Consider the following 12351-nt stretch of genomic DNA (forward strand, 5'->3'; position numbering starts at 1 on the left):
GACCGGGGCAGCGGGAGCTGCCGGCGCGGCTTGAACGACGGCGGCCGGCGCTGGCGTCTCCTTGGCCGGCGCGCGCTTGCCGGCGCTGCCCTCCAGAGTTTTCTGGAAAGCCTGGAAGGTCTCGGGCGACATCTTCAACATGCGCTGCAGCGCCATCGGATCGCGCTTGGGCGTCGGCGCGGCGTCGGCGCGGGCTGGCCCGCCGTTCGCCTGTGCGATGGCCTGTCGCAGTTTGCCCATGGGCCGCGCCGAAGTCTCCGCGCGAACCTGGGGCGCGGCTGGTTCGAAAGCCAAGCGCAATTGGCCGACGGTGCCGCTCGGGCGCGCGGCGGATTGGCTGACGCCGCGCAACTGGGCGGCCCAGGCCGAGGAGGGGCCGGGCTTGGGCGCGGTGGGCGGCGGCGTCGCGGGCAGCGCGCGCGCGGCGGGGGGAAGCGAGCGAATCATGAGAGCTCCTTGCTTGGGGGTGGTGGGGCTGAGCGCAGTTTCTGGTAACGTCGCCACACTTGCTCGGCGTAACGCATGCGCAAGGCGCGGCGCGCGGGCGCGGTGCCGGCGTTGTATGCGCCCACCGCTTCCCAGGAATAACCGTAGCGTTTCATCATCTCGGCCAGGATGGAGGCGCCGACGACCACGGACAGGCAGGCGTCGCCCAGCAACTGCGGTTCGGTGACGCCCAGCTTGCGCAGCCGCGGCAAATGGGTGCTGTTGATCTGCATCAGTCCCAGGTCGCGGCTGCCGTCGCGGTTGCGGCCAACCGCGTCCGGCTTGAGGCCGGACTCTTGCAGCGCGATGGCGTAGAGCAGGTCCGGCGCGATATTGAACATGCGGCCGGCGCGATCCCAGCAGTCCGCGCGCGCGGCGCCGGCGCACAGCAACAGCGCGGACAGCAGACAGGCGCGGATCACGCCGCCTCCGGCTGGGAGGGGAGGGCTTGCTCGGTCAGCGCGCTCAGCCGCGGATCGTGGCGCCAGGCCTTGATCCACAGATAGCCTTCGGCCTGCAGCTGCCGCCAGTGCTGGATGGCGGCTTCCGGACCGTGAGCGGCCAGGATCAGCGGCAGCAGGCTGGAACGCACCTGGCGGCTGTCCACCTTGGCCAGGAAGGCGCGCAGCGCCGGCAGCGCCGCGTCGCCGCGCCGGCAGTAGTCGATATAGCTGTGGTTGAGGGCGAGCAAGCCGGCTTCCTCGCCGGACGCGCGCACCGCCTGCACCAGCTCGTCGGCCTGGGCGTGCTGGCCTTGCAGCGCCAGCATCAGCCCCAGCACGCTTTGCAGCACCGGGTGGTCCTGGCCGTACTGGCACAGCTGGCGCTTGCCCAGCGACACCGCGTCGTCGATGCGGTGCTCGTAATAAGTCAGCCACAGCTTGAGAATGCTGGCGGAAATGCGCGAAGGGTCGCGCTCCAGGCAGGCATCCAGCGCCTGCTGCGCCTGCGCCAGCCGGCCGGACAGGAATAAATGCCAGGCGTGGTAGTAATGGATGTCGATGGCGTCCGGCGCCAGCAGCCGCGCCTGTTCGAACAGCGCCTCCGCCACCGCCTGTTCCGAGCGCATGCTGCTGAGCAACGCCAAGAGGCCCAGCGCCTGCGGATTGGCGGCGTCCAGCTCCACCGCCTTGTTCACCGCCTGCTGCGCCTGGATCAGCGCCTGGGCCTGGTCGAACAAGCCCAGCTGGGCCAGAGTCAGATAGCACTCGGCCAGGCTGCAATAAGGCAGCGCGTGGCAGGGGCCGGCGCTCACGCATTGGCGCAGCAGCGCCAGCGCGCGACGCAGGCTGGACGGCGTGTGCTGTTGCAGTTCGTGGCGGCCGTTCAGATAGGTGATGGCCATGTCCAGCGAGCCCAGCTCCTGGTTCTGGCCCTGGTTCCAGCGCAGGCCGGGAATGCGTTGCGGCAGCAGGCTGGCCAGCCGGGTCTGCAGCGCGGTGATCGGCTGCTCCGGGCTCAGCTCTATGCTTTCGTGGTGGATCAGCTGATGGCCGGCGGCGCGCACCAGTTCCACCCGCAGCTTCCAGACCCCGCCTTGCTGCAGGGTCTGGCCGGCCAGATAGTAGTCCGGGCGCAGCTGGTCGATCATCGCCACGATGTCGGCGACGTCGCGGCAGTTCTGGGTGATGGTGGCCGGCAGCACGATCAGGCCGAACGGCGAGTAGCGCGACAGGCACTGCACCAGCGCGTCGTGCAGGCTGACCGCGTCCAGTTGCGGGTGAGTGCGGAAGGGCAGCACCGCCACCGAGCATTGCGCCGCCAGCGGCGTGGGCCGGGACACCACCGCCACCGGACGGCTGAAGCGATAGCCCTTGCCATAGACGGTGTCTATGTAGCGGCAGCCCTTGGTTTCCAGCAGGATGCGCCGCAGCGCGTAGATGCAGCGGGTCAGAGATTCCTCGTTGACCTCGCCGTCCGGCCAGACGCGGTCCAGCAGCGCGTCCTTGCTGACCAGCTCCCCCGCCGCTTCCAGCAGCGTGGTCAACACCGCCAGTTCCTTGGGAGGGATGCTGATCTGCTGCTCGCGGTGCAGCAGCATGCCGTCGAAGTGCAGAACGAAGTCGCCAAAAACAAATTGCCTGTTCATGAAGCCATCTTTATGTAACGCCATCTTCTAGTTCCTCTTGCGCGCACGGCGCAATAGCGCATGGCGGGCCATGCGGATCGAGTCGACCAATGCCGCGACTTATGTGCTATTCCCCGTAGCGTCGCGTCATGTCGGCGTGTTTTTTGTTCGGTGGATCTGTTGGGTGATTTGCGCTGGTTCTTGGGACCGGCTGCGGATTTCGCATCGCGCGGCGTGTGCTCCGCCGCTTCCCGCCCGCTGTAGCCTGGGATTGCCAGTGTCGTCAACTGGCGGTCAAGGTCTTCTTCCGGTCATAAAAACAGAGAGAGTGGATGGTACTTTTGCCGCCAAGGACCAGCTTGCAAAAAATGTTCAGCGAATGACACGGTTCATCTGTCCTGATTGTTATGTCGTTGGAACGTAAAAATGTTTTTGATTTCCTTTAGATGACAAGTCCATGTGTAGAAATACTACGTGAGGGAGTACTTGCTACAAATGGGAAAACTCTCAAAAACGCGGCGGCCGCGCGAGCGCGCCGCGCGGCCGTTTTATGCAAGTTCGCCCTTGGGCTTTGGAGTAGTTTGACGCTGTCGCCGAGCACGCGCCGGCGGCCACTCATCACCGTCGTTCTGGCCTCGCCGCCACATCAGGAGCGTTTGAAATGTTGTTTAAGGTTTCGTCGAATCAGAACATCGCCCGATCCAGCTCCGCTGACGCCGCGGCGCCGGCGGAAGCGCTTGCGCCCAGAGAGAAATCGGGGCTGGCGGCGGCGTTCAGCGCTTACGCCAATACCGCTGACGCCACCGTGACCGCGCCGCCGGCGCAGCCCAGCGGCGCCGAGGCGTCGCGCCAGTGGGGCAGCGAAGGCTGCCAGCAAGTGCTGGACAAGCTGGCCAGGATCAAGTCCGAAGGCGCGCCGCCTGGCACCGAGAAGGCGCTGCAGGACTTGCAGCAGGGGCTGGAGCGCTTGCAGGCGAAGCTGGCGTCCGGCGGCGGATGCCTGGACCTGGGCAGCAATCTGAAACACGCCGCCGCCGTGGCGCAGCCACGGGGCTAGCGCCCCGCATCCGTCCGCGGCTTCCGGGATGCCCGGACAACGGTGATCGACAGCGCGTTTACGTTGCAAACAGGCGGTTATCGAGGAGGTGTACATGCTGGACACAGTTGCAAGCGGGGCGGGTACGGTGCGGTTGCAGGGCTTCCGTCGCCTCTCGGAAAATTCGGAACCGCGGCCGGCGCAAGGCCTGGCGGCGGCCTTGAGCGGCGCGCGCGGCGCGACAGAACACCGCGTGGAAGACGCGCCGCCGGCGCGCGGCGCCGAAGTCAGGCTCAGCGACGACACGCTGCGCTTGCGGCGCGAAGACCTGGGCCAGACCCTGCTGGCGATGCGGCGCGAAGCCTATCGCCAGGCCGAGCCGGAACGCTCGCGCTGGCCGCGCTGGGTGCAGGCCTTGAACATCCTGCCGCGCAGCCACACGGTGACGCCCAAGACCGTGGCCATCATCGAAAGCCTGCGGCAGAGGCTGGCGGCCGGCGACGCGCAGACGCCGCTGGACATCAAGGAATGCGCGCGGCTGTCCCTGGAGATGGAAGCGCTGACGCGCGCCTTGCCGGCCGGCGGTCCGCTGGCGGAACTGGGGCAGAGGCTGGCCTTGCTGGGCCAGGCGGCCTGGGCGCAGCTGGCGCGGACGGAGGCGGAAGCGCAGCTGCTGCCGCAATTCCAGCGTTTCGACCAGCCCGGCGTCAGCCAGGAACGCCGCGTCGGCGGCTCGCTAGGCGTCGGTCTGGGCCTGGGAGAGGCGGGCACCGGCGCCAAGGCCAGCTTCAGCGTGGGCCTGGCCTGGAACCGCGGCATGGACAACGACGACGAAGGCTTCGTGTTCCAGAACCAGGGCAAGGCGATATCGGCGCGCGCCGGCGTTCAGGCCGGCGTTGGCGTCGCCTCCTTGTCCGGCGCGCTGGAAGGCCGCCGCCAGCGCACCACGGCGACCGAATACGCCAGCGCCACCGCCTTCGTCAAACTCAAGGCGGAGCAACTGACGCACGGCTCGCGCCGCGACACCCTGGGCGTCAGCGCCCGCACCGCGGTGGGCGCGCTGATCCGTCTGTTCCGTCCTAGCCACGGCAATGAGTTGCGCCAGTACCGGCAACTGCAGCAGCAGGCCGCCGATCAACAGCAGCGGCTGGGCGTCTTGCTGGGCTGGCTGGGCCAGCGCGACAGCGCCGCGTCCCTGCCCGGCGCGCAGATCCCCTATCTGCCGCCCAGCACGGTGGACAGCGTCAAGGGCAGCGTCTCCGCCCGCGCCGAAGCCGTCGGCATCGGCGCCGGCGTCGCCGCGACGGTGGAACGCATCGACATCCAGGCCGACGCGCTGACGCCGATCTGGCAAGGCCTGAGCCAGGAACAGGGCGCGGCGCGCAATCAAACCATCGCCGCGCAGCGGCTGGCCGGCATCGAACAAAAAGCCGCCGCGCTGATGGGCGCGGACACGCGCAGCCGGCCGTTGAGCTGGCTCAGCGGCGCGCAAAGCATGGCGGCATTGCGCGAACAGACGCCGGCAAGGCTGCGCGACGCGACGGACAGCCTGCGCGCCGAATTCGAACACTTCTGCGCCGTCGCCCAGCAATTGGACGCCGGCATCGGCAAACGCGAGGGCGGCGCGGCGGTGGAACGCTCGATCCAGAGCGCCTGGCGCGCCGGCAGCCGCGAGGAAGCGCTGGCCAATATGGCGCTGGCCCAGGCCGCGCTGCGGCTGGCCGCGACGGACAAGGGCGACGCGGCGCTGCTGCAAAGCCTGGACCAACTGGCGCCGCGCTTGTACGCGCCGCCCATCCGCCACGACCCGGCGGCGCTGGCCAAGCGCACCAGCTTCCACGACGTGCTGCGCCTGCAAATCCGCGACCGCAGCGTGGCGCTGGACCTGGGCGGGACGCTAGGCCCGCTGGGCCTGAAAGCGGAAGCCTCGCTGACCGAGCGCACCCGCCTGCACCACAACCCGGTGCGCGCTGGCGATTACAAGGACGTGCGGCTCAGCCTGTCCGGCAATCTGGGCGGCTCTTGGCCGCTGGACGCCTTGCGCGACGCGCTGAGCGCGCAGCTGGCGCCGCATGGCCTGGCCGCCGAGGTGCCGGCGGCGCTGGCCGGCCTGCAAAGCTCGGTCGGCGTGGAAGGCGGCGGCGCGCTGACCCTGCTGCTGCGCTTCTATCGGCCGCAATACCAGACCCAGGCCGATTTCCCGGCCGAAGCCGCCGGCTTCCGACTGCAACTGAGCCGGGTCAGCGCCAGCGGCGATCTTGGCCTGTCCGCCTCCGGCGGCGTGCCGCTGCAGCCGGGCGTGTCGCTGGAACTGGGCCTCAACGCCGGCGCCTCCGCCACCGCGGTGCTGGGCGAGCGCTGGGGCGACAACAGCCTGAGCGCGCCGCTGATGCACTATCTGCACCTGAAAGCGGTGGACGAGAGCGAGCGCTGGCCGGCGTTGCGGCAGGCGCAACGGCCGGCGCTGGAAGCGCTGTGCCGCAAGCTGGCCGAGCCGGGCTCGGCGGTGCGTCAGGAAGCCGCCTACTACCTGCGGCGCCAGGGCGAGGACGGCGCTGCCTTTTTCGCCGCGATGGAAGGCTTCGCCGCCGGCCGCGTCGGCTTCACCGACGCCGCCGCCGCGCTGGACGCGCTGATGGAACGCCAGTACCCCTTGTGGCAGGCGGACAAGCAGAGTTTCGCCGGCTGGGAAGAACTGCCGCTGGCGCGCTAGCGGCTGTCGTTAACGAGCGAGAGGACATATTTCGATGAGAATCACGGCAAGCGGCGCGGCGATGCCGCCGCCGCGCCCGGAAGCGCCGCCGCCGGCGGCGTCCAGCCGGCTGGCGCAGTCTATCAAGGGCGTGGACCACGCGGGCGAACCCGCGCCGCGACCGCTGGAGCGTTTCCGCGACGCCGCCCGCTTCGTCGCCGCGCTGATGCCCAGGGAAGGGGAAACCGGCCTGGTGGACGAGGAATTGCGTGAAGCGCGCGATCCCCGCCATCGCTACCGGGAATACGCGCAGCCGGCGCATCGGCAATGGGTGGCCAGCGGCGACAACGCCAGGGAAAACTTCTTCGCCTGGATGGATGCTCGTCCGCAACTGGAAATCAACCTGGCTAGGCCGGGCCAGCCGCCGCGCATGGCGCGCTTGGGCGACGCGCCGCAAGTCAGCTATCTGAGCGACGCCGCCGCGCGCCAGCCCTATCTGGCGGAAGTGGCCGACGGCGTATGGCGGCGGCCGGACGGTACGGCTATCGACACCGCCGGCTCCAACGGCAAGCTGGGCATGCCCGGCTACGCCATCCTGGTGCTGGACCGCGACGACAGGCTATTCGTCCACGACGCGGTGCTGGGTCGGCTGCACCATACCAGCGCCAGCGCCGGCAAGCCAGTGCGGGCGGCGGCGATGATAGAACTGCGCGAGGGCAAGGCCAGATCGCTGGTGTTGTCCTCCGGCCACTATATGAGCGATCTGGACGACCTGGAGCGGCTGCTGGCCTTCCTGGATGGCAAGATGGACTTGTCGAAACTGGCGGTGCTGGCCCCGCATGAGGACCGGGCGGAGCTGGCCGAGGTGCTGGCGCCTTATCGCCAGGCCCGGCGCTGAAGCCGGGACGGTTTCAGACGCAAGCGGCGCGCCCAATCGGCGCGCCGTTTTTTATGTCTGTCCGGGGCAAGCGGTTTACTTGAAGTGCTTGATTTTCATTGGTGTGGTGCGCGTGTGAAAACTCGCCGACTCAGCGCTAAGCCACTCGCTCGGATAGTTGTTTTTTGAAAGTCCCTCAATCTTGGCCTGGCTACCATGCAGTCATGCCTCGCATCGTGCCAAGCCGGAGACCTGTCATTCCATCTGTGCGGCGCAAGCGTTCATTTCTTATTGCACTAGGGGTTTGATCATGCATATTTCCACGGCTTCCACCCATACGACATCCACTATCCACCAAACCGGCTCCGATACCGGCGGGCAGGCCAATCAGGGCATGACTCGCTTGAATGAGGGAGACAAGCAAACAATGCTGCAATCCCGCGCTTACAGCGAAATGCTGAAAGAGCGCACCGGCCAGCATCTGCTGCTGACCGCGCATCGCGGCACCGGCCCCACCAGCGTGTTCGGCTCCTCTTTCCCGGACAAGTATCTGCCGGAAAACACCCTGCCGGCGATCAAGGCCGCCATTCTGGAGGGGGCGGATGCCATCGAGATCGATATCTTCAAATCCGGCGACGGCAAAGTGGTCGTCACCCATGACGATGAAATCTGGCGTAACGCTTTCCAGGCCGACCGCAGCGGCGCTCAATTGCCGGAAGGGGAAACCAAGGCGTCCTATCTGGTTGGACAAAAGACGGTGGAGGAACTGAAACAGATTCCACTCGGCCACAACGGCGAAAGCATGCCCACCTTGGCCGAAGTGATGGAACTGGTCAACGACGCCAACCAGACGCTGACGCAATATGGCAAGAACCCCATCATCCTCAACATCGAGCTGAAAGACGCCGGCGCGGTCAATGAAATGCTGGACCTGCTGGCCGATGGCTCGGATGGACATGCCTCCACGCCGCTGGAAAACATCGTGTTCTGCTCGTTCAAGCACGAAGCGTTGAAGGAACTCAAGGACAAGGCCGAGCAAAGAGGGATGACCGGCATCAATATCGCGCCTGGCATCAAAACCGCTGACTTGTTTGGCCAGGACAATATGAATCCGGATTTCTCGCTGAAAGATCCGAACGCGGGTTACCACCCGCAGGCGATGGATAATCTGCGCAAGCTGGTGGAAGGAAATGGTTTTCAGGGCTACGACGGCATTTTGTGGGACTTGCGCGAACCCATCGTCGATCTTGCCGTTGCCGGCAACAAGGCGATTCACGCTTCGACCTCGGATTTCCGCCAGTATGCGGACAACAGGGACTTCTCCCATGTGCTGCTTGAATTGAGCAAGCGTGTTGATACTTTCTTCAAGTGCGACAACGTCGACGATGCCCGCAAGGTATTGCTGGAATCCAGCATCCTGCTCAATGGCATCGGGATTCAGATGATGCACAAGCAGAATGCCGCCGGCGAGGATAGCTTCTACTTCTACCGCCCTAGCGATCAGCAAGATACCAGCGCCATCTTGCAGACGGGCGCGAACAAGCCGATTGCCTACTCAAAGCTGGGCCGCGATTAAGCCGGTCCGGAGCGCCGCGTCGGCCTGCGGCTTCCCGCCGGGTCCCGTCAGGCCCGAGGCGCGGCTGAACTCATTAAGACCTCGGGCCTGCCACCCGTCGGCAGGCTTGAAGGGACCCGGGGCGCGTCGGATACGTGGTCTCCTACGTATCTAGCAACGCTTAACCACATCTACAAAAGATCGTGAACAGGTTCTTGGACGTGATTTCCTCGCCATGTGCGGGTTTGATCTCGCTGCGCCGTCTTGACGCTCTCCATCCGTCTATTTAGGCTGGGTCCCGCGCCGTACCCATTCGGAGCGGGCCGTGGCAGGGAGTCCGAAAGGATTGCCGGTTCTTTGGAAGAAGCTAGCCGGTTTTGCCACCTTGCCACGTGCCTGCTCTATCCCATCCTCGGAGGGGTTCCAAGCGGATAGGGCGACCGTGCCGCCCCCTTTGGCCTTTCCTCTCGCGATTCCCCCTTCCGTTGGCTCTCTGTGCGCGGGAGAACAGAATGAGTCCGCGCTGTCCTTGACGCCCCCTTCCAGCCTGTTTAGGCTTGGTTCCGCGTCGTGCCTAATCACGCGGCGCCGGGCTGGCAAGCCTATAAATTTCTAGACCGCAGACAAGTCGTGTCCGCCTTTGGCACAACTACGTCTGCCGCCACGCTGTACCCATTCGGGGCAGGCCGTGGCAGGGAGTCCTCTGGACTGCCGGTCGTTGGTCTAGTAAGCCGGTCTTGCCACCTTGTCACGTGCCTGTCCTAGCCTCGCCTAGGCAGGTTTCCAAACTGACATGGAGACCGTGATGACCTTTCCTACCTTTCCCTCTTGTATTCCTCCGCCTGATCCGGAAGAAACCGCCGCCGCGCCGCTGGAACAACTGCGGCTATGCCTGCAAGCGTTGCCGGCCGCCGCTGGCAATCTGCTTGAGCTGGGCGCGCTGAGCCGGCAATTGAGCCGCTGCCACGCCGAACTGGATGCCGCGCTGCTGCGAGGCGCGATCGATCTACGCGCCGCCCATCTGGGCCTGCAAGCCTTGCTCACCCTGCTGCAACGCCGCGACGAGCCGCTGCTGTTCAGCAGCGAGGAAGCACAGGCCTTGCTGGAGCCGGTGCAGCAGCGCTTGAAACAGGGCCTGAGCCAGGTGAATCGATTGTTCTGACGGTTTGGATGGAGGGCACTGCCATGATGAAGCTATTGAAGCAGCACAACGACGCGCTCAAGCGTGCCGCGCGCTTGATCATCGCCTATGAGGCGCGCATCGGAGCGATTGCCTTGGTGGATGATCACCCGGCGTATCCGGCCAACACCGCGGCGATCAATCAGGAGATCAAGCAGGCGCTGGCGGAGTTTCGCCGTTGGCAGCAACGGCATGGCGATCAGGAATGCGCCCACGCCGCCATCCTGGCGATGTGGGCGTCCGGCGCGTGGCGCAACCGCGATACCTGCGCGCGGCTGTGCTACTGGCAAGCGGGGTTCAGCAATATGGCGCTGGCGCGCCAGGCCTTGGTGGGCGCGCCGCCGCCGCGTGTGGCCCAGTAGTTTGGCGCGGGCGGCTGCGCGGCAGGCGTTTACACCTTGTCCGCCGCCAGCCAGCCCGCGCCGTCGCGGTCCAGCTTGCCCACCACTTGTTCGCCTATGCACAGCCCCAGCTTGCGATAGCTCTCGAACTGGGATTCGTCGAACCACTGATTGAGCGTGGACTGGTGCGGGAAGTCCGGATGCTCGGCCCGGTATTGCAGCACGTCCACCGGTTCCGCGCCCTTGCCCTGCAGGCAGGGCTTCAGGTAGAGCAGGTGGCCATTGGCGCCGGAGGCGTAGCGGATATAGCCGACGGCGTAGGGGGCGCGGCTGAAGCCGGTGGCTGGATCGCGGCGAATCTCGTCCACGTCGATGTGGATTTCCGCGCCCAGATCGATGCGGCATTTGCGGATGGCGTTGCCCAGGTCCTCGAAGGTCATCTGTTCGTCCTGGCCGGCGTCGCTGGCCACGATCAGTCGGCATTCCCGCCGCACCAGCTCGTACAGGCCCAGGTTTTCGAAGTGGCCGCCGTCGCTGAGATAAACGAAGTCCGAACGGGCATTGGTTTGCCCCAGTAGCTCCTTGAGCAGATAGACCCAGCCTTGCGGCGGCGACATCTCCTGCAGCGCCGCGCCGGGCTTGCCCGGATTGGGGCACCAGCGCCCCAGCCGCACATTGAACACCGTCAGCAGGAAGGTCACCGCCGGCGAGCTGTGATAGCCCTGATTGGGGCTGACCGCGGCGCCGGACACCGCCATCAGCGAGCCCAGCATCGGCCCCAGTTCGGCGCCGGAGGCGTCGTCGTGCATATAGGCGCGGGTGGGCGCGAAGGCGTCGATGGCTTCCGGCGCGCTGTCGGGAAACTTGTAGCCGCAGTACAGCGGGGTGAAGGTGAAGGAGGCGGCCTTGCGCTGCTGCCAGGCCAGGTCGTCGCCGGCCACCAGGTTGAGCGCGGTGTTGATCAGGTGATAGGGCCGCTGCGGCGGGCTGGCGGGCGCGCCGGCCAGTTCGGCCAGCGGCAGGTCGTCGCCGGCGTTGAAGCCGGTGAAGCGGTTGACCTTGTCCGCCCGCTGCGGCGCGCTGGCGCCCAGGTAGCCGCGCGTCAGCCGGTTGCGGTAGAAGTTGTGCAGCGAGAACAGATTGATGTCGAAGCGGGAGGAGGCGAACATCGCCAGCCCGACGCAGGCCGCCGCCAGCGCCAGATAGAGCCAGCCGCCCATGCCTTGCCGCTCGGACGCGTCGAAGTGCAGCGTGGTCCAGTCGCTCAGATTACAGGCCTGGAAGCCGCACAGCTGCTGGCGCAGCTGCCAGCCGTCGGCGCGCAGTTCCAGCGCCGCCAGCAGCCAGCTGAGGCCGGCGCTGAGCAGGATCAGCAGGCCGGCGACGAAGACATAAGGCCCGATGCGGGCGAGCAGATCGCGCCAGCCGGCATTCTGGGTGCCGCTGGTCTTGGCGGACTGGCCCTGCCACACCGCGGCCAGTGTGGTCAGCAGCCAGGCCGGCAGCGTCAGCGCGCGCAGCCAGTCCGCGGTCACCGCCAGCAGCGGCAGCGACAGCGCCACCACCGCGAACAGCAGCACCAGCGCCAGGTCCAGCGCCAGGAGCAGGCCGCCCAGGCGCGACCACCATTCGCGTTGCAGATCCGAGAAGCTGCGCTTGACCAGGCCGATGTGCAGCGCGGCGCTGAGGGCGAACACCGGCGGCAGCACGGCGAAGGCGCCGGCCACCACATACCAGCTCTGGGCCAGCGGCGAGCGTATGCCCAGCAGATAATCCAGCGCTTGCAGCAAGCCCCACAGCTTGCAGCCGGCGAGCAGGCCGGCCAGCAGCGCCCACAGCACGCTGCGCAGATAGCCGTTGCCGCGCAACTGGCTGAAGCCGCGCGCCAGCAAGGCCCAGTAGCCGGCATAGGCCAGGCTGGAGATCAGCGCCACCCGCCACAGCGGCAGTTGGCGCCAGAAGTCGTCGCGCTGGTCCAGTTGCTGGAGGGTGAACACCGCCATCGCGTAACAAAAGACCAGCAGCAGCGCGACGCTGAGGCTGGCGGCGCCGGGCGGCGCGGCGTCCTTGCCGTCGCGAGTGGTGCTGCGCGCCAGCAGCGCGGACAGGATGGCGG

General features: G+C 66.7%; 10 protein-coding genes. 6 read left to right on the top strand and 4 right to left on the bottom strand.

Annotation, left to right across the window (positions count from 1 at the left end; genetic code table 11):
- The 3 genes from LQT98_RS22315 to LQT98_RS22325 all read right to left on the bottom strand — a co-directional run.
- A partial coding sequence (locus LQT98_RS22315; RefSeq protein WP_231465304.1) for a hypothetical protein occupies positions 1 to 447 on the bottom strand: 447 nt, incomplete at its 3' end.
- Positions 444 to 908 (bottom strand): type III secretion system invasion protein IagB, encoded by a 465-nt coding sequence (gene iagB, locus LQT98_RS22320; protein WP_048410091.1) that lies wholly within the window; start codon positions 906 to 908, stop codon positions 444 to 446. The genes iagB and LQT98_RS22315, both read right to left, overlap by 4 nt.
- A complete protein-coding gene (locus LQT98_RS22325) occupies positions 905 to 2599 on the bottom strand; it encodes a HilA/EilA family virulence transcriptional regulator (RefSeq protein WP_269326123.1) in 1695 nt (564 codons plus the stop codon). The genes iagB and LQT98_RS22325 overlap by 4 nt, the downstream gene beginning before the upstream one ends.
- A 616-nt stretch (positions 2600 to 3215) precedes the next feature.
- On the opposite strand from LQT98_RS22325, the gene LQT98_RS22330 reads away from it, so the two are divergent.
- The 6 genes from LQT98_RS22330 (at position 3216) to LQT98_RS22355 (ending at position 10256) form a co-directional block, all read left to right on the top strand.
- A complete protein-coding gene (locus LQT98_RS22330; RefSeq protein WP_231465308.1) occupies positions 3216 to 3611 on the top strand; it encodes a hypothetical protein in 396 nt (131 codons plus the stop codon).
- A 94-nt stretch (positions 3612 to 3705) separates the two neighbouring features.
- Positions 3706 to 6303 (top strand): hypothetical protein, encoded by a 2598-nt coding sequence (locus LQT98_RS22335; RefSeq protein WP_231465310.1) that lies wholly within the window; start codon positions 3706 to 3708, stop codon positions 6301 to 6303.
- A 34-nt stretch (positions 6304 to 6337) separates the two neighbouring features.
- The gene (locus LQT98_RS22340) at positions 6338 to 7180 is read left to right on the top strand and encodes a hypothetical protein (protein WP_231465312.1); all 843 of its coding nucleotides are present in this window, start codon (positions 6338 to 6340) and stop codon (positions 7178 to 7180) included.
- A gap of 289 nt (positions 7181 to 7469) precedes the next feature.
- Positions 7470 to 8735, top strand: a complete 1266-nt coding sequence (locus tag LQT98_RS22345) for a glycerophosphodiester phosphodiesterase (RefSeq protein WP_156183862.1) — start codon at positions 7470 to 7472, stop codon at positions 8733 to 8735.
- A gap of 784 nt (positions 8736 to 9519) precedes the next feature.
- Positions 9520 to 9876 (top strand): DUF1484 family protein, encoded by a 357-nt coding sequence (locus LQT98_RS22350; protein WP_231465314.1) that lies wholly within the window; start codon positions 9520 to 9522, stop codon positions 9874 to 9876.
- A 23-nt stretch (positions 9877 to 9899) separates the two neighbouring features.
- Entirely contained in the window at positions 9900 to 10256 is a 357-nt protein-coding gene (locus tag LQT98_RS22355) for a hypothetical protein (protein ID WP_231465316.1), read from the top strand.
- Positions 10257 to 10285: 29 nt separating this feature from the next.
- On the opposite strand, the gene LQT98_RS22360 is transcribed toward LQT98_RS22355, so the two are convergent.
- Positions 10286 to 12351 (bottom strand): hypothetical protein (locus tag LQT98_RS22360; RefSeq protein ID WP_231465317.1); only part of this gene is annotated, 2066 nt, incomplete at its 5' end.

It is taken from the genome of Chromobacterium aquaticum, assembly GCF_021129195.1.
Classification (GTDB): Bacteria; Pseudomonadota; Gammaproteobacteria; order Burkholderiales; family Chromobacteriaceae; genus Chromobacterium; species Chromobacterium aquaticum.